The organism is Qipengyuania nanhaisediminis, assembly GCF_045862805.1.
Taxonomy (GTDB): Bacteria; Pseudomonadota; Alphaproteobacteria; order Sphingomonadales; family Sphingomonadaceae; genus Erythrobacter; species Erythrobacter nanhaisediminis_A.
Map to the genome: position 1 here is coordinate 1,685,254 of NZ_AP025760.1, position 15,739 is coordinate 1,700,992.

Annotated in this window: 19 protein-coding genes; 11 read left to right on the forward strand and 8 right to left on the reverse strand. The window is 64.3% G+C overall.

The genetic code is table 11. From position 1 onward, the window contains the following. Window positions 1-26 precede the first annotated feature (26 nt). Genes ACKTSM_RS08085 through ACKTSM_RS08100 form a run of 4 tightly spaced genes read right to left on the reverse strand, consistent with a single transcriptional unit; the run spans window position 27 to window position 3,717 of the window. Complete coding sequence (locus tag ACKTSM_RS08085; protein WP_407874146.1) at window positions 27-362, reverse strand: DUF6122 family protein; 336 nt, start codon at window positions 360-362, stop codon at window positions 27-29. After that, window positions 347-2,599: a phosphoribosylformylglycinamidine synthase subunit PurL gene (purL, locus tag ACKTSM_RS08090; RefSeq protein ID WP_407874147.1), complete on the reverse strand. Its 2,253-nt coding sequence runs from the start codon at window positions 2,597-2,599 to the stop codon at window positions 347-349. Before purL ends, ACKTSM_RS08085 begins: the two co-directional genes overlap by 16 nt. A gap of 16 nt (window positions 2,600-2,615) precedes the next feature. Further along, complete coding sequence (locus ACKTSM_RS08095) at window positions 2,616-3,290, reverse strand: hypothetical protein (RefSeq protein WP_407874148.1); 675 nt, start codon at window positions 3,288-3,290, stop codon at window positions 2,616-2,618. Between the two features lie 22 nt (window positions 3,291-3,312). After that, window positions 3,313-3,717, reverse strand: coding sequence for a DUF2177 family protein (locus ACKTSM_RS08100; RefSeq protein ID WP_407874149.1), 405 nt, complete (start codon window positions 3,715-3,717; stop codon window positions 3,313-3,315). 64 nt (window positions 3,718-3,781) lie between these two features. Here ACKTSM_RS08100 and ACKTSM_RS08105 point away from each other — a divergent pair, with 64 nt between their 5' ends. The 10 genes from ACKTSM_RS08105 (at window position 3,782) to ACKTSM_RS08150 (ending at window position 12,758) form a co-directional block, all read left to right on the forward strand. Further along, window positions 3,782-4,051 carry an exodeoxyribonuclease VII small subunit gene (locus ACKTSM_RS08105; RefSeq protein ID WP_407874150.1) on the forward strand — a complete coding sequence of 90 codons (270 nt, stop codon included), beginning with the start codon at window positions 3,782-3,784 and terminating at the stop codon, window positions 4,049-4,051. Continuing rightward, complete coding sequence (locus ACKTSM_RS08110) at window positions 4,035-4,967, forward strand: polyprenyl synthetase family protein (protein ID WP_407874151.1); 933 nt, start codon at window positions 4,035-4,037, stop codon at window positions 4,965-4,967. The genes ACKTSM_RS08105 and ACKTSM_RS08110 overlap by 17 nt, the downstream gene beginning before the upstream one ends. Window positions 4,968-4,986: 19 nt before the next feature. Next, on the forward strand, window positions 4,987-5,499 hold the full coding sequence (coaD, locus tag ACKTSM_RS08115) for a pantetheine-phosphate adenylyltransferase (protein ID WP_407874152.1): 513 nt from the start codon (window positions 4,987-4,989) through the stop codon (window positions 5,497-5,499). A 104-nt stretch (window positions 5,500-5,603) separates the two neighbouring features. Next, a complete protein-coding gene (locus ACKTSM_RS08120) occupies window positions 5,604-6,323 on the forward strand; it encodes a peptidylprolyl isomerase (RefSeq protein WP_407874153.1) in 720 nt (239 codons plus the stop codon). Window positions 6,324-6,365: 42 nt separating this feature from the next. Further along, on the forward strand, window positions 6,366-7,403 hold the full coding sequence (gene queA, locus ACKTSM_RS08125; RefSeq protein WP_407874154.1) for a tRNA preQ1(34) S-adenosylmethionine ribosyltransferase-isomerase QueA: 1,038 nt from the start codon (window positions 6,366-6,368) through the stop codon (window positions 7,401-7,403). 47 nt (window positions 7,404-7,450) lie between these two features. After that, complete coding sequence (locus ACKTSM_RS08130) at window positions 7,451-8,398, forward strand: ABC transporter ATP-binding protein (RefSeq protein WP_407874155.1); 948 nt, start codon at window positions 7,451-7,453, stop codon at window positions 8,396-8,398. Next, complete coding sequence (locus ACKTSM_RS08135) at window positions 8,398-9,165, forward strand: ABC transporter permease (protein ID WP_407874156.1); 768 nt, start codon at window positions 8,398-8,400, stop codon at window positions 9,163-9,165. The genes ACKTSM_RS08130 and ACKTSM_RS08135 overlap by 1 nt, the downstream gene beginning before the upstream one ends. 10 nt (window positions 9,166-9,175) lie before the next feature. Next, the gene (gene tgt, locus ACKTSM_RS08140) at window positions 9,176-10,306 is read left to right on the forward strand and encodes a tRNA guanosine(34) transglycosylase Tgt (protein ID WP_407874157.1); all 1,131 of its coding nucleotides are present in this window, start codon (window positions 9,176-9,178) and stop codon (window positions 10,304-10,306) included. 50 nt (window positions 10,307-10,356) lie between these two features. Further along, window positions 10,357-12,390, forward strand: coding sequence for an alpha/beta hydrolase family protein (locus ACKTSM_RS08145; RefSeq protein WP_407874158.1), 2,034 nt, complete (start codon window positions 10,357-10,359; stop codon window positions 12,388-12,390). A 53-nt stretch (window positions 12,391-12,443) separates the two neighbouring features. Continuing rightward, window positions 12,444-12,758: a chorismate mutase gene (locus tag ACKTSM_RS08150; RefSeq protein ID WP_407874159.1), complete on the forward strand. Its 315-nt coding sequence runs from the start codon at window positions 12,444-12,446 to the stop codon at window positions 12,756-12,758. A 172-nt stretch (window positions 12,759-12,930) separates the two neighbouring features. On the opposite strand, the gene rpsD is transcribed toward ACKTSM_RS08150, so the two are convergent. Further along, complete coding sequence (rpsD, locus tag ACKTSM_RS08155) at window positions 12,931-13,545, reverse strand: 30S ribosomal protein S4 (protein ID WP_407874160.1); 615 nt, start codon at window positions 13,543-13,545, stop codon at window positions 12,931-12,933. Between the two features lie 247 nt (window positions 13,546-13,792). Here rpsD and ACKTSM_RS08160 point away from each other — a divergent pair, with 247 nt between their 5' ends. Continuing rightward, window positions 13,793-14,056, forward strand: coding sequence for a hypothetical protein (locus tag ACKTSM_RS08160; RefSeq protein ID WP_407874161.1), 264 nt, complete (start codon window positions 13,793-13,795; stop codon window positions 14,054-14,056). Between the two features lie 71 nt (window positions 14,057-14,127). Here the strand turns inward: ACKTSM_RS08160 and ACKTSM_RS08165 are convergent, their stop codons facing one another. The 3 genes from ACKTSM_RS08165 to nrdR form a co-directional block, all read right to left on the reverse strand. Next, window positions 14,128-14,430 carry a hypothetical protein gene (locus ACKTSM_RS08165; protein WP_407874162.1) on the reverse strand — a complete coding sequence of 101 codons (303 nt, stop codon included), beginning with the start codon at window positions 14,428-14,430 and terminating at the stop codon, window positions 14,128-14,130. A gap of 82 nt (window positions 14,431-14,512) precedes the next feature. Continuing rightward, entirely contained in the window at window positions 14,513-15,262 is a 750-nt protein-coding gene (locus ACKTSM_RS08170) for an RNA methyltransferase (protein WP_407874163.1), read from the reverse strand. An 11-nt stretch (window positions 15,263-15,273) separates the two neighbouring features. Beyond that, complete coding sequence (gene nrdR / locus ACKTSM_RS08175) at window positions 15,274-15,735, reverse strand: transcriptional regulator NrdR (protein ID WP_407874164.1); 462 nt, start codon at window positions 15,733-15,735, stop codon at window positions 15,274-15,276. Between the last annotated feature and the right edge of the window lie 4 nt (window positions 15,736-15,739).

The following is a 15,739-nucleotide window of genomic DNA, read 5'->3' on the forward strand; positions in this document are numbered from 1 at the left end:
CTGATCAGCCAAGGCCCTGCTCAGCCTCAGGCCTGCATCGTGCAATCTGCGAAATCGACAGCGAGGTGCCACAGCGCGCCGAGCCCAAGCGCCCGCACCCACCAGCGCGGGACCAGAAGCAGCGCGCCATAGATGATGGCTGCCTCCCATCCGTGCAGCAGGTGAAAACCGACAGAGCACCGGTCCGGATCGAAGATCGGATCGGCCAGCAGGTGATCGAGGTCGATCACATTGGCAGCCACCATCACCGCGCCCGCGCGTTTCCACTGCGCCCGCCACAAGAGCACGGCGAGAAGGAACGGCGCGGCGAAATGGCCGCCATAATGCAGGACGGGCTGGAGAAGCTCTATGCTTCCATCCATTCCTTGAAGAAGCTCTCATGCGCGCTGCGCAGCGTGTCGAGCGACTGGCCGAGAAGCTGATCGCCGCCGACCGTGCCGATGCGGTGGAAACCGACCATTTCTGCCTCGGGGATGTCAGGCCCTTCGGCAACGATGCGGTTGAACGCCTCGGCATTTTCGGGGCTCACGGTTATGACATAGCGCGCCTGGTCCTCGCCGAACCACCACTGCGCAGCGGAATAGGCCTCGTTGGCGGATACCTCTGCGCCAAGATTGCCTGCCAGCGCCATTTCCGCCAGCGCCACGGCCAGCCCGCCATCGGACAGGTCGTGGACTGCCGAAAGCAGCCCTTCGCCGATCAGCCTGCGGACGATCTGGCCCGCGCCGCGCTCGGCCGCGAGATCAACCGGCGGCGCGCGCCCTTCGTCGCGGCCATGGACATCGGCAAGCCAGCGCGACTTGCCGATATGCGATCGGGTGGGGTCGGGCTTGGCCCAGAATTCGGGCGCGATCAGGTAGATCGCATCGCCTTCCGACTTGAAGGCGGTGGTGACCATCCTTGCCGCGTCCTCGATGATCCCGACCCCGCCGATCGCGGGGGTGGGCAGGATTGCGCTGCCACCGCCGGTCGCCTTGCTCTCGTTGTAAAGCGAGACATTGCCCGACACGATCGGGAAGTCGAGCGCGCGGCAGGCATCGCCCATGCCTTCCAGCGCATGGACGAACTGGCTCATGATCTCGGGCCGCTGCGGGTTGGCGAAATTGAGGCAATTGGTCACCGCGAGCGGGCGTGCGCCGACCGCGCACAGATTGCGATAGGCCTCGGCAATGGCCTGCTTGCCACCCTCGTAAGGATCGGCATGGACATAGCGCGGGGTACAATCGGTACTGATCGCGAGCGCCTTTTCGGTGCCGTGCACCCGCACCACCGCCGCATCGCCGCCGGTCTGGAGCGTGTCGCCCATGACCTGGCTGTCATATTGTTCGGCGATCCAGCGACGCGATGCGAGATTGGGGCTGGCCAGCATGGTGACCAGGTCCGCTCCCGGATCGGAGCATTCGGGCGCGTCTTCTACCGGCTTGACCCCGGCCCAGGCGGTGTATTCCGCGCGGCTCATGTAAGGCCGGTCATATTCGGGCGCATCGGCTGCGAGCGGGCCGAGCGGGATGTCGCACACGACCTCGCCATTCCATTCGAGCACCATGTGGCGGGTGTCGGTGACCTCGCCGATGACCGCGAAATCGAGCTCCCACTTCTCGAAGATCGCCTGCGCCATGGCTTCCTTGCCGGGCTTCAGGACCATGAGCATCCGCTCCTGGCTTTCGGAGAGCATCATTTCGTAAGGCGTCATGCCTTCCTCGCGGCACGGCACCTTGTTCATGTCCAGCCGGATACCGGCCTTGCCATTGGTCGCCATCTCGACGCTGGAGGAGGTGAGGCCTGCTGCACCCATGTCCTGGATCGCGACGATCGCATCGGTCGCCATCAGTTCGAGGCACGCTTCGATCAGCAGTTTTTCGGTGAAAGGGTCGCCGACCTGGACGGTGGGGCGCTTGGCCTCGGCGTCTTCCTCGAAATCGGCGCTCGCCATGGTCGCGCCGTGAATGCCGTCGCGCCCGGTCTTCGATCCGACATAGACGATCGGATTGCCCACGCCGGTCGCGGCCGAATAGAAAATCTTGTCGGCATCGGCCACGCCCACGGTCATCGCATTGACGAGGATATTGCCGTCATAAGCGGGGTGGAAATTGGTCTCGCCGCCCACGGTCGGAACGCCGACGCAATTGCCATAACCGCCGATCCCGGCGACCACGCCGCGAACGAGATGCTTCATCTTGGGGTGATCGGGCCGTCCGAAGCGCAGCGCGTTCATGTTCGCCACCGGCCGCGCGCCCATGGTGAAGACATCGCGCAGGATCCCGCCAACCCCGGTCGCTGCGCCCTGATAGGGCTCGATATAGGAGGGGTGGTTGTGGCTCTCCATCTTGAAGATCGCCGCCTGCCCGTCGCCGATATCGATGACGCCGGCATTCTCGCCCGGGCCACAGATCACCCAGGGCGCCTCGGTCGGCAGCTTCTTGAGGTGCAGCCGCGAGGACTTGTAGCTGCAATGCTCGGACCACATGACCGAGAAGATGCCGAGCTCGACCAGGTTGGGCTCACGGCCGAGGCCTGCAAGCACGCGCTCGTACTCCTCGGGCGAAAGGCCGTGCTGTTCGACGATTTCAGGGGTGATCTGGGAGGTCTCGATGCTCATGGGCGAAGCCCATAAGTCACAGGCTCGCTGCCGCCAAGCCGCCTCGTTGCGTGAAATAGCGATTTCTCCCCACCCAGACCGCCAGAGCGGTGGGAATGGCGAAGGCGACGAGGGCCTGGAGGTAGAAGAAGACGTTCGCCGCGCCCGGCTCCGGCCCAAACCAGTTGACCGCCTGCATCACCAGAAGCACGGCGAGCAGCAGAACCGGCTGTGCCGCGGGCCCGCGCGAACGGCGCATGTAGAAGGCAAAGGCGAACAGCGTGATCCCCAGTTCGAGCGGGATCGCGATCTCGGGGAAATTCCACAGGCCGAGCCCGTAGGCCTCGCCTGCGCCGGCAAAAGTCAGGTCAGGACGATGGGTGAGCCAGTCGAGCAGCCAGTGCGATGCCACCACCAGCGCGCCGAGCAATCCGGCAAGGCTGTCTCGGTGCCACAGCGCGATGACGATGCCGAAACCCAATGCCCAAGCGGCCGTTCCCGCGAGCGAATGGGTATAGGGCATGAAATAGAGGTCGAGCGGGTTCATCGCGGTGATGCCGGGGACGATCCGCATCTTTTCCACCCCCACGATGGCGAGCGTGAAGAACGCCCAATCGACCAGCTGCGCGGCGATGAAATAGGTGCCGAGCTTGGGCCCGCGTGAAAAGGCCGCTGCGGCGATAAACGCCGGCGCGAAGTGACCGATGAACATGTGCGCCCCCCGTTGGACTTTTTCAGTTCGTAAAGCGCAACGCGATCCATGTTGCAACCGCGCTGGTCGTCCCGGTGGCGAAGGCTCCCCACAAAATATCCATGACGCTGATCTTGGTCGACCAGACCTTGAACACCGCCTGGCTGGTCAGGTCGAAGGTCGCGTAACACAGCGCGCCGAGCAGCACGCCGTTGAGAAGCGCGGTGGCGACATCGGCGCTCTCCAGCCCGGGGCGGATCGCGAACCATGTCATTCCGAGCAGGTAGAGGAAGTAGAACACGCCTGCAGCGCCAACATTGAAATTGTCGGCCATGATCGGGCCGATCACCGGGCGATAGAGATTCTCGCTCGCCCAGCGCAGCCACATGGCGTCGAGCGCACCGAAAACGACCGCTGCCGAAAGAAAGGCGATGATGTATTTGAGCATGACCGGGTCCCCTGTTGCCTGCTGGCCTTGACCGGCTGACCCGGCAGCGCCAATGCTCTGGCTTATGGATGAGGGAAACGGTTCCGAAAAGGAACAAAAGCCAATTGACCAGATGACCTTCGAGGAGGCGCTGGCCGCGCTCGGAGAAGTCGTGAACCGGCTCGAGCGCGGCGATGTGCCGCTCGATGAATCGATTGCGATCTACGAACGCGGCGAGCTCTTGCGCGCGGCGTGCCAGAAGCGGCTCGACAGCGCGCAGGCCCGGATCGAGAAGATCGTCGCGGGCGCCGATGGCAATCCGACGGGGACGGCTCCGCTTGACGGGGGAAGCTGACGTGAACCTCGTGCCGATCGGTTCCGGCGCGCTGGGCGAGGCGCTGGCCCGCGTCCAGCGCGAAATCGATTCGGTTTTCGATGCTTTCCTTCCGGTCCCCGCAGACACCCGGGCGCGGCTTGTCGAAGCGATGCGCTATGCCGCGATTGGCGGCGGCAAGCGGGTCCGCCCGCTGCTGGTGGTGAGCACGGCCGAACTATTCGGGGTCGATCGCGATGCAGCCTTGCGCACCGGCGCCGCGATCGAGGCGATCCACGTCTATTCGCTGATCCACGATGACCTTCCGTGCATGGACGACGATGACCTTCGCCACGGCAAGCCCACCGTGCACAAGGCCTTCGACGAGGCGACCGCGGTGCTCGCAGGCGATGCGCTGCACGCGCTGGCTTTCGAGATATTGTCCGACACCGGCACCAGCGCCGACCCCTTCGTGCGCAGCGAACTGATTGCAACTCTCGGCAAGGCGAGCGGGATGCACGGAATGGCCGGAGGCCAGATGATGGACATGGTCGCCGATGAAGAAGGCGTGGATTACGACCTCCACACCATCACCCGCCTGCAACAGCTGAAAACCGGCGCATTGCTCGCCGCGAGCGTCGAGATGGGCGCGGTGCTGGGCCGGGTCCCGCCCGAGGGGCGTGCGCATCTGCGTGCCTATGCCCGCGATATCGGCCTTGCCTTCCAGATCGCCGATGACTTGCTCGACGTCGAAGGCGATGCCGACAAGGCGGGCAAGGCGCTGCGCAAGGACGAGGAGCAGGGCAAGCAGACCTTCGTCACCCTGATGGGCGTCGAAGCCGCGCGCGACCAGGCGCGGGTGCTGGTCGACCAGGCGATCGGGCACCTGGGCAGTCATGGCCACGAGGCCGACACCTTGCGCGCGCTTGCACGGTTCATCGTCGAGCGCGACCGCTGAAGGAAGGGGAACGGGGCACATGACACAGCGCATCGGGATTTATCCGGGCACTTTCGACCCGATCACGCTCGGCCATGCCGATATCATCCGGCGCGGGTCGAAACTGGTCGACAAGCTGATCCTCGGGGTCACAACCAATCCATCCAAGAACCCGATGTTCTCCACCGAAGAACGCTTCGCCATGGTCGAGCGCGAAGTGGCAGCACTCGGCCTTGCAAATGTCGAGGTGGTCGGCTTCAACGCCTTGCTGGTCAAGTTCGCCCAGGCGCAGAATGCCAATGTCATCATCCGCGGCCTGCGCGCGGTCGCCGATTTCGAATACGAATACCAGATGGCTGGCATGAACCAGCAATTGGACGACGATATCGAGACCATCTTCCTCATGGCCGATGTCTCGCTGCAACCGATCGCGTCGAAGCTGGTCAAGGAAATCGCGCTTTATGGCGGCGACATCACCCCCTTCGTCAGCAAGGCGGTGTGCGAAGAGGTGATAGCGCGGGTCGAGGAACTGGGCCGCAAGGGGGATTACTGAGCGGCCTTGAACCCGCCGGTGGGCGAGGGCGCTTTCATTCATTGAAGTGTCAGCCTCCCACCGCTAGAGGCAGGCCCTAACTGGACGCAATCATGAAGACATCGATGATCAAGACCGCTCTCGGCGCTTTCGCCGCAATGACCTTCCTTGCCGCTCCTGCGGCCGCATTCGCGCAGGATACCGACCGCGACATGGTCGAAAGCGGCGATGCCGACGCCACGGCGGAGGCGGTCGATAACCGCACCTATCCGCCGGTCAATTTCGACGCGACGGTCGACACCGATGATGTCTGGGTGCTCGACCTGTCGAACGGCGAACGGGTCAAGATCCGCCTGATGGAGGAATGGGCTCCGCGCCATGTCGCGCGGATCAAGCAGCTGACGCGCGACGGGTTTTACGACGGCGTGATCTTCCACCGCGTGATCGACGGCTTCATGGCGCAGACGGGCGATCCGACGGGCACCGGGCAGGGCGGTTCCGAGCTTCCCGACCTCGAAGAGGAGTTCAACCCGATGCCGCATGTGCGCGGCACCGTTTCGATGGCGCGCGCGACCGATGAAGACAGCGCCAACAGCCAGTTCTTCATCGTATTCTATCCGCGTTTCAGCCTCGACAAGCGTTACACCAATTTTGGCCGGGTGATCGAGAACATGGGCGCTGTCGACGCGATCAATCGCGGCGAGCCGCCCGCGAACCCGACGCGCGTTCTCCAGGCATCGATCGCGAGCGACAATCGTCCGCGCCCGGTGATGACCGCGCCAGCGCCCGAGCCTGATGCCGCAGTCACGGCGGACGCGCTCAACGCCCCGCTCGAAAACCAGTAGGACGCGCGCCGCGCGCGCGACCCTTGAACGGCCGCCAAGCCCATGCGCGTTGACCTGTTCGATTTCGACCTTCCGCAAGAGCGCATAGCGCTGCGTCCGGTGCGCCCGCGCGACGCCGCGCGAATGCTCGTGGTGCGCGGGAGCGAGGCACCGTTCGAGGATCGCGGCGTGCTCGACCTGCCGGACCTTCTCGAGCCGTGCGACGTGCTCGTGTTCAACGACACTCGCGTCATTCCTGCGCAACTCGAAGGACGCCGCGCAGGCGGCGAAGCGAAGATCGGCGCCACCTTGCACAAGCGGATCGACCTGCGCCGCTGGCAGGCTTTCATCCGCAATGCCAAGCGGGTGAAAGAGGGCGACCAGCTCGTTTTCGGCGGCGGGGTCACCGCGATTGCCGAGCGGCGCCATGGCGATGGCTCGATGACGCTCATGTTCGAGGGCGACGAACCGGTCGAAATCCTGCTCGACCGGGCGGGCACCATGCCCCTGCCGCCCTATATCGCGCAAAAGCGCGGGGTCGATGAGCAGGACCAGGCCGATTACCAGACCATGTTCGCGCGCGAGGACGGCGCGGTCGCCGCTCCCACCGCTTCGCTCCACTTCACCGACCGGCTCGTCGAGGCGCTCGACGCGCGCGGGGTCAAGCGCGAGACGCTGACCCTGCATGTCGGCGCTGGAACCTTTCTGCCGGTCAAGGCCGATGATACGAACGACCACCAGATGCATGCCGAGTTCGGCCGGATCGATGTCGCCACGGCGTCCCGCATCAACGCCGCGCGCGCTGCTGGCGGACGGGTCATCGCGGTGGGCACCACTTCGCTGCGCCTGCTCGAAAGCGCGGCCGAGGCCGACGGCACCTTGCGCGAATTTGCCGCCGACACCGACATCTTCATCACGCCCGGCTATCAGTTCCGCGTGGTCGACGGTCTGATGACCAATTTCCACCTGCCAAAATCGACCTTGGTGATGCTGGTGAGCGCACTCATGGGGCGAGAGCGGATGCTGGACGCCTACGTCCATGCCATCGCGCAAGGATACCGCTTCTATTCCTACGGCGATTCCTCGCTCCTGCTGCCCTAGGCTCGCGCGCTTTGCATAGCCCGCGCCGCTGTGCCAAAGCGCGGCGCGTGAGCAACGAAACCATTCTCGAAATCGAAGGCCTGTCCAAGGTCTATGCCGGCGGCACGCGGGCGCTCGACAATGTCGATCTGTCGATCCGCAAGGGCGAGATATTCGCGCTGCTCGGCCCCAATGGCGCTGGCAAGACGACCCTGATCGGAGCGGTCTGCGGCATCGTGCGGCCAAGCGCGGGTCGGATCACCGCTTTCGGCGCGGACATGGCCCGCAACTGGCGCAGCGCGCGTTCGCGGATTGGCCTGGTGCCGCAGGAATTGAGCACCGACATGTTCGAGACCGTCTGGCGCGCGGTTTCCTATTCGCGCGGGCTTTTCGGTCTCGCTCCCGACAAGGACCGGATCGCGGAAATCCTGCGCAGCCTCTCGCTCTACGAGAAGAAGGACGCGCAGATCCGCGAATTGTCGGGCGGGATGAAGCGCCGCGTCCTGATCGCCAAGGCGCTTGCGCACGAACCCGACCTGCTGTTCCTCGACGAGCCCACGGCGGGCGTCGATGTCGAATTGCGCAAGGGCATGTGGGACCAGATCGCTGCCCTGCGCGAACGCGGGACCACGATCATCCTCACGACGCATTACATCGAGGAAGCCGAGCTGATGGCCGACCGGGTCGGGATCATCCGCGCGGGCCGCATCCTGATGGTCGATGACAAGGCTAGCATCATGCAGCGCATGGGAACCACCGAGGCCCTGATAGACCTCGCGATACCGCTTGTCGCCTTGCCCGATCGGCTGTCCGACTTTCCCGTGACCCTGTCCGAGGACGGGATGCAATTGTGCTATCGCGGCGGCGACGGGCAGGGCAAGGGCAGCGAGGAGATCGCCGCGCTGACCAAGGCGCTGGTCGCCTGCGACATCGATTATCGCGGGATCGATATCCACGATTCCTCGCTCGAGGATATCTTCGTCGACCTTGTCAGCCGCGAGGGAGGGGACGCGTGATGAGCTTCAACGCCCGCGGCGCCTGGTCGATCTACACCCGTGAATTGATGCGCGCCTTTCGCACCGCGTTCCAATCGCTGATCGCTCCGGTGCTGACCACGTCGCTCTACTTCATCGTGTTCGGGAGCGCGATCGGGGACCGGATGCCGCCGATCCACGGGGTCGAATACGCGGTCTTCATCATACCCGGCCTGCTGATGCTGACCTTGCTGGGCGAAACCACCAGCAATTCGAGCTTCGGCATCTACATGCCGCGCTTTACCGGCACGATCTACGAGCTGCTGTCAGCGCCCGTGGGCGTTGCCGAAACGCTGATCGGGTTTGTCGGCGCAGCGGCGACCAAGAGCCTTATCCTCGCCGCGGTCATCCTCGGAACGGCGATGCTGTTCGTCGATTACTCGATCAAGTATCCGGTCCTTGCCTTTGGCTATATCATGCTGGTCGCGGCGAGCTTTTCGCTGTTCGGGTTCATCCTCGGCATCTGGGCCGACAGCTTTGAAAAGCTGGGGATCATCCCGGTCCTTATCCTCACTCCGCTGACCTTTCTCGGCGGCACCTTCTACTCGCTCGACATGCTGCCCGAGCCCTGGGACACGATTGCACTCGCCAACCCGATCGCGTTCCTGGTGAGCGGGCTGCGCTGGACCTTTACCGGCGTCGCCGACGTGCCGATCGCGGTGTCGTTCGGCCTCACGCTCGGGTTCCTGGCGCTGTGCACCGCGATCATCGCCTTCATCTTCAAGACCGGTTGGCGGCTGAGAGAATGACCGCAAACCCATGACCCGTTTTTCCTTCACGCTCCACGCGACAGACGGACGCGCGCGCACCGGCACGATCGCCATGCAGCGCGGCGAAATCCGCACGCCCGCCTTCATGCCGGTCGGCACCGCCGCGACGGTCAAGGCGATGAAGCCCGAAGCCGTGCGCGCGACCGGTGCCGACATCATCCTCGGCAACACCTATCACCTGATGCTGCGCCCCGGGGCGGAACGCGTCGCGCGTATCGGTGGCTTGCACGATTTCATGAACTGGAAACGCCCGATACTCACCGATAGCGGCGGCTACCAGGTGATGAGCCTGTCGGACCTCAGGAAGCTCACCGAAAAGGGGGTCGAGTTCCGCAGCCATATCGACGGGTCGAAGCACATGCTCACCCCCGAACGATCGATGGAAATCCAGCGTCTGCTGGGATCGGACATCGTCATGGCCTTCGACGAATGCCCGCGCGCAGACCGTCCCCGCGACGAGATCGCCGCTTCGATGGAGCTGTCGATGCGCTGGGCCAGGCGCAGCCGCGATGGGTTCGATGCGGGCGAGGAGCACGCCGCGCGCGCCGCCCTGTTCGGCATCCAGCAGGGCGCGCTCGACCGGGACTTGCGGCAGGTGAGTGCCGAGAAACTTACCGAGATCGGATTCGATGGCTATGCGGTTGGCGGCCTGGCCGTTGGCGAAGGGCAGGAAGCGATGTTCGGCGTGCTCGACTACGCACCCGAAATGCTCCCTTCTGATCGCCCGCGTTACCTGATGGGCGTGGGCAAGCCCGACGACCTCGTGGGTGCGGTGGAACGCGGGATCGACATGTTCGATTGCGTGCTGCCGACGCGTTCGGGACGCAATGGGCAGGCCTTCACCTGGGATGGCCCGGTCAACCTTCGCAATGCGCGTCATGCCGAAGACACCGCCCCGCTGGATGAACGCTGCGAGTGCCCCACCTGCGCCACATATTCGCGCGCCTACCTGCACCATTTGCAAAAATCGGGCGAGATCCTCGGCGCGATGCTGGTGACCGAACACAACCTGTCATTCTACCAGGCCTTGATGCAGGCCATGCGCGACGCAATCGCAAGCGGCACCTTTGCAGATTTCGCCGCGTCCTTCCGGCGCGACTATCTTGGCCCGACCGATTGACACCCCCGCTTCCCGGCCTAGTCTGGCTGGGTCGCAGGGGAATGAAATTCATGAAAATCAATATCTATAGTGCGCGCCTCGCGCTCGGGATGGCGCTGGCCGCGCCGGCATGTGCCGCACTGGTCCACAGCCCGGCAATCGCTCAGGAACAGGCGGGCGAGGCTTCCATGCGCCAGACCGCCGAACGCTTCGGCGTGCGCGCCTCGGTGCTCGATATCAGCCTGTCGCCCTCTGGCACGCGGATCGCCTGGATCGCCCCGGGGCCGGGACATACCGAGGTGCTCAAGATTTTCGATCTCGAAGGCGATGGGAGCATCGCATCCATCGCGTCGAATTCGGAGATCATTGGAGATCTCGACCATTGCGAATGGGCGAGCGACACACGGCTCGTCTGCGAGATTTTCGGTATGAGCCAGACCGGGGGAGGGACCCTGCTTCCCTTCACCCGCATGTTCGCCATCGGGCATGATGGCAAAGACCCGCTCTCGATGACTCAAAGCCAGTCGCTGCGCGCGCGCGGTTTCAACCAGGAAGGCGGCGAGATCGTCGCGCTCGATATCCCGGGTGAAGAGGGCGAAATCCTGCTGACCCGCAATTACATCGAGGAAAACTCGATCGGAACGCGGCTCGCCAACACCAAGACCGGGCTCGGCGTCGACCGCTTCGATGTCGAGAACGGCCGCCGCCGCGCGGTGGAACAACCCGATGACGAGGCCTCCTACTACCTCGCCGATGACCAGGGCAATATCCGCTTCAAGCTGCGCCGGCTCACTGACGGGCGCGGGCTGCTGACCGGCGAGACGGTCCACATGGTGCGACCGGCAGGCGGGTCGGGATGGGACCGGCTCGGGACCGTGACGCTCGATGGGCGCACGGTCGAAAACTTCACGCCGGCCGCCTTTGATGCGGGTCGGGATGCGCTGATCGCCTATACTTCGATCGACGGATATCGTTCGGTAATCGCGATCCCGATCGACGGGTCGGGCGAAGCGCGGGTGCTTGCCAGCCGCGACGATGCCGATGTGGCGGGACTGGTGCGGATCGGGCGTCAGCGCCGCGTTGTCGGGGTCAGCTATGCGACCGAGAAACGGTCGGTCGAATATTTCGACGAGGAGCTCGCCTCGCTCGCCCGCGGTCTGCGCCAGGCATTGCCCAACCAGCCGCTGATCAATTTCTCCGGAGCGAGCGCGGATGAAAGCCGCCTGCTGATTGTCGCTTCGTCCGACACCGATCCGGGTACCGTCTATCTCTACGACAAGGCCACGCGCAGCCTCGAAGTGCTGCTGGCGATGCGCGATGCCCTGGTCGACGTGCCGATGGCGACCATGCAGCCGGTCAACTATCCCGCGGCCGACGGGACGATGATCCCGGGCTATCTGACGCTGCCTTCGGGTAGCGAGCCGCGCGATCTGCCCGCGATCGTGTTGCCTCATGGCGGGCCTGCGGCGCGCGATTACTGGGGCTTCGACTGGATCGTCCAGTTTCTCGCAGCGCGCGGATATGCCGTGCTCCAGCCCAATTTCCGTGGGTCGGCGGGCTATGGCGAGGCTTGGCTCGGGCGCAACGGCTACCAGGCCTGGGAACTCGCCATTGGCGATGTCAACGATGCGGGACGCTGGCTGGTGGACCAGGGCATTGCCGATCCCGGCAAGCTTGCGATCATGGGCTGGTCCTATGGCGGCTATGCGGCGCTGCAATCGCAGGTGGTCGATCCCGATCTTTACCGCGCGGTCGTGGCGATCGCGCCGGTGACCGATCTCGAATATCTGCGCGCCGATGCCCGGCGCTACACGAATTTCCGCCTTCGCGACGAACAGCTCGGCGACGGGCCGCACATCGCGGCAGGCAGCCCGCGCCGTCATGCGGACAGGTTTGCAGCCCCGGTGGCGCTGTTTCATGGAGACCTCGATCTCAATGTCGATGTCCGCCATTCGCGCGCCATGGCCGATGCGCTCGAAGACCTCGGGAAGAGCGTGACCTATACCGAATTCGACGATCTCCAGCACGATTTGGGCGACAGCAAGGTGCGCTCCGACATGCTCGAGGCGATCGATGCTTTCGTGCAATCCGCCTTCGTGGGCTGACCCGTGCGCACCGGCTCTCGACAAAAGCGGCTGCGCAGGCCAAGTGCGCGCGCATGACCGAACTGCAAGCCAAGATTCCCGATGATTGCCAGACCATGCGCGATGTCCGCGCGGGCGTCGATGAAACCGACCGGGCGCTCGTCGCGCTGCTCGAGCGGCGGTTCGGCTATATGCGCGCCGCTGCCCGCATCAAGCCGAGCCGCGACGCCGTGCGCGACGAGGAGCGCAAGGCCAGCGTGATCGCTGCCGCGCGCGCCGATGCCGAGGCCCGCGGGCTTCCCGGACAAGTCGTTGAAGACATTTGGGATCGCCTCGTCGAAGGCTCGATCGCATATGAATTCAAAGAATGGGATCGAATTCGCGACTGACGCATTGAAGAGGTCTCTGAAAAAGAGGCGCAAAAGACGAAAGGGCGGTCCAACGGGCCGCCCTTTTTTGCACCGGGCGAAGCTCTCCTGCGAAAGCTGCCGCCCCCAACGGAAAAGGGCGACCCGATTTCGCGGGCCGCCCTTTTCGTATTTCGATTTTTCGCGGGCTGGATCAGCGCGAATAGAACTCGACAACCAGGTTCGGTTCCATGGTGACCGGGTAGGGCACTTCGTCGAGCTTGGGCACGCGGGTGAACTGCACCTTGTCGTTGCCATCGGGAACGACGTAATCGGGGATTTCACGCTCGGGCAGGCTCTGCGCTTCGATCACGAGAGCCATTTCCTTGGCCTTGTCGCCGAGGCTGATGACATCGCCGACATCGCAGCGACGCGAGGCGATGTTGCACTTCACGCCGTTGACGTAGATGTGGCCGTGGCTGACGATCTGGCGTGCGGCGAAGATCGTGGGTGCGAACTTGGCGCGGTACACGATCATGTCGAGCCGGCGTTCGAGCAGACCGATCAGGTTCTGGCCGGTGTCACCCTTCAAGCGGGTGGCGTCCTTGTAAGTCGAACGGAACTGCTTCTCGGTCACGTCGCCGTAATAGCCCTTGAGCTTCTGCTTGGCGCGAAGCTGCAGGCCGAAATCGCTCATCTTGCTCTTGCGACGCTGGCCGTGCTGGCCGGGGCCGTAGGAACGCTTGTTGACCGGGGAATTGGGGCGACCCCAGATGTTTTCACCCATCCGGCGGTCGAGTTTGTACTTGGCGCTCTTGCGCTTCGACATAAGTCTTTCCTTCAAATTTGCAGACCCGCCCAATTGGCGAGCGTTTAACCCGGCATCGCACCGCTGAGTTTGTGTTCTCAACGCGGCCACCGCTTCACCGGGGTGCGGGGCCAAATTGCGAAGGCGCGCAAATAGCGCGGCAGCCGCTCAAGTCAAGCGTTTTGGGTGTTCTCCGGCTGCCTTATCGCGCCCGCATGGTCGAGGGCGAGCTGGCAAGCCCGAAGCGGTCCTGCTGCGAGCCGAATGCATGGTAATCGCGCTGCGGGAAGAAAGCCTGTGGTGCGCGGCGGCGTTCGGGTTGCGAAGCGGCCAATGCAATCGCTTCACGCCATTCGCTCTCGGTAAGGCAGATGCTGGATGCCCGAACCCGGTCGAGGCAGAGAACGCGATCCTCGCTTTCGACCAGCTCGATCTCGGCATTCGCGGACACGAAAGTGCTGCGGCGATCCAATCGTTCATCCCCGGCAGCGATAGGAACCAACGGAAGCGTGGCGGCGGCAAGCATCAATGACATCCAAACTCTCCCTTATGAAGATCAAGGAGTTGCAGCGTGATGCTTGCCCCGGGATGAACCGTGACCAATCAGCGGCGCTGGTTGAACTCGCGCCATTCGTCGCGGGTCTTGCACACGCGCGTGGCGCGGCGGCTCGACATGTCGAGGCGGACGCGGCGGCAGATGCGCTTTTCCTCGGCACGCTCCTCGGTTTCCTCGCTCGAAGGGGCGGTGATCGCCGGGATCTCGATCGCGGCCTCGTTTTCACCGCTCTCGCTGGTCGACTGTTCGCTGGCCTGCGCGTCGGCCTGTTGGGCCGGTTCACCGGCAATCGCGGTGCCGGCAAGTGCGAGCGAAGCGGCGGCCGCGGCGAGCGGGAGGGTGAATTTCATGGATTATCTCGCTGATATGAGGGTGAAGTCTGGTCGGCCTTACCGGATGGTCATGCGCTTGTCCACGCCGCTTACGTAAACGTCACTCGGCCTCGCGCTTTTCCCGTTGAAGCGTGCTCAAGATGCCGCGCAGGGTGCGCACTTCGAGGTGATTCCAGCCGGGTCTAGTAAGCACCGAGCGCAAGGTCCGCATGGTCGCCTCGCGCCGCGATTCGGGCAGGAAATAGCCGCGCGGCTCGAGCATTTCGGCGAGGTGCCCGATCAGCCCTTCGAGCTCTTCCTGCGGGGCAGGCGGGAGCGTTTCGCCTTCGGCAGTGGGCTGGACGAGGTCGCTGACCGCTTCTTCGCGCCCGATCCGCGCCCATTCATAGGCGACGAGGATCACCGCCTGGGCAAGGTTGAGCGAACCGAATTCGGGATTGATCGGGACGGTCAGGATGTGTCGGGCGAGCGCGACGTCCTCGGTTTCCAGCCCCGATGCCTCGCGGCCGAACAGCACGGCGTGGCGCCCGGGCTGCGAATGGACGAGCCGCGCCGCGCCATCGGCGCCGACCACCGGCTTCACCACCCCGCGCTTGCGCACCGTGGTGGCATAGACATGCTCGCAATCGGCTACCGCTTCGGCGGTCGAGCCGTATATCTTCGCCTGGTCGAGCACGATGTCCGCGCCCGCCGCTGCCGGGCCTGCCGAAGGGTTGGGCCAGCCGTCGCGTGGATTGACGATGCGCATTTCGGTCAGCCCGAAATTGAGCATGGCACGCGCGGCCTTGCCGATATTCTCGCCCAGTTGCGGGCGCACCAAGACGATGATCGGCTTGTTGGGCTGGGCCATGACGCGCGCGCTCAATCCTCCGCCGCTTCGGCGACGGTGCTGGCAAATTCCTCGAAATCGCGCGCTTCGGAAAAATCGCGATAGACCGATGCGAAGCGGATATAGGCGACCGGGTCGATCTGCTTGAGCCCGTCCATCACCATCTCGCCGATGCGCGAGGAGGGCACTTCGGGTTCGCCCGCGGTTTCGACCTGGCGCTGGATCCCGGAGATCAGCTGGTCGATCCGTTCGTCGCTCACCCCGCGCTTGCGGCAGGCGAGCGCGACCGATTGCTCGAGCTTGGTGCGGTCGAATCCTTCCTTGCGATCGCCCGACTTGACGATCGTCACCTCGCGCAATTGCACGCGTTCGAAGGTGGTGAAGCGCGCCCCGCACGAGGAACACTGGCGGCGCCGGCGGATCGTGGTCGAATCCTCGGTCGGCCGCGAATCCTTCACCTGCGTATCGTCATGGGCACAGAACGGACAGCGCATGTCG

Coding starts and splice junctions, on each gene's coding strand:
- ACKTSM_RS08085 (WP_407874146.1), bottom strand. CDS start 362: ATGGATGGAAGCATAGAGCTTCTCCAGCCCGTCCTGCATTATGGCGGC.
- purL (WP_407874147.1), bottom strand. CDS start 2,599: ATGAGCATCGAGACCTCCCAGATCACCCCTGAAATCGTCGAACAGCAC.
- ACKTSM_RS08095 (WP_407874148.1), bottom strand. CDS start 3,290: ATGTTCATCGGTCACTTCGCGCCGGCGTTTATCGCCGCAGCGGCCTTT.
- ACKTSM_RS08100 (WP_407874149.1), bottom strand. CDS start 3,717: ATGCTCAAATACATCATCGCCTTTCTTTCGGCAGCGGTCGTTTTCGGT.
- ACKTSM_RS08105 (WP_407874150.1), top strand. CDS start 3,782: ATGGATGAGGGAAACGGTTCCGAAAAGGAACAAAAGCCAATTGACCAG.
- coaD (WP_407874152.1), top strand. CDS start 4,987: ATGACACAGCGCATCGGGATTTATCCGGGCACTTTCGACCCGATCACG.
- ACKTSM_RS08120 (WP_407874153.1), top strand. CDS start 5,604: ATGATCAAGACCGCTCTCGGCGCTTTCGCCGCAATGACCTTCCTTGCC.
- queA (WP_407874154.1), top strand. CDS start 6,366: ATGCGCGTTGACCTGTTCGATTTCGACCTTCCGCAAGAGCGCATAGCG.
- ACKTSM_RS08135 (WP_407874156.1), top strand. CDS start 8,398: ATGAGCTTCAACGCCCGCGGCGCCTGGTCGATCTACACCCGTGAATTG.
- tgt (WP_407874157.1), top strand. CDS start 9,176: ATGACCCGTTTTTCCTTCACGCTCCACGCGACAGACGGACGCGCGCGC.
- ACKTSM_RS08145 (WP_407874158.1), top strand. CDS start 10,357: ATGAAAATCAATATCTATAGTGCGCGCCTCGCGCTCGGGATGGCGCTG.
- ACKTSM_RS08150 (WP_407874159.1), top strand. CDS start 12,444: ATGACCGAACTGCAAGCCAAGATTCCCGATGATTGCCAGACCATGCGC.
- rpsD (WP_407874160.1), bottom strand. CDS start 13,545: ATGTCGAAGCGCAAGAGCGCCAAGTACAAACTCGACCGCCGGATGGGT.
- ACKTSM_RS08160 (WP_407874161.1), top strand. CDS start 13,793: ATGGTAATCGCGCTGCGGGAAGAAAGCCTGTGGTGCGCGGCGGCGTTC.
- ACKTSM_RS08165 (WP_407874162.1), bottom strand. CDS start 14,430: ATGAAATTCACCCTCCCGCTCGCCGCGGCCGCCGCTTCGCTCGCACTT.
- ACKTSM_RS08170 (WP_407874163.1), bottom strand. CDS start 15,262: ATGGCCCAGCCCAACAAGCCGATCATCGTCTTGGTGCGCCCGCAACTG.
- nrdR (WP_407874164.1), bottom strand. CDS start 15,735: ATGCGCTGTCCGTTCTGTGCCCATGACGATACGCAGGTGAAGGATTCG.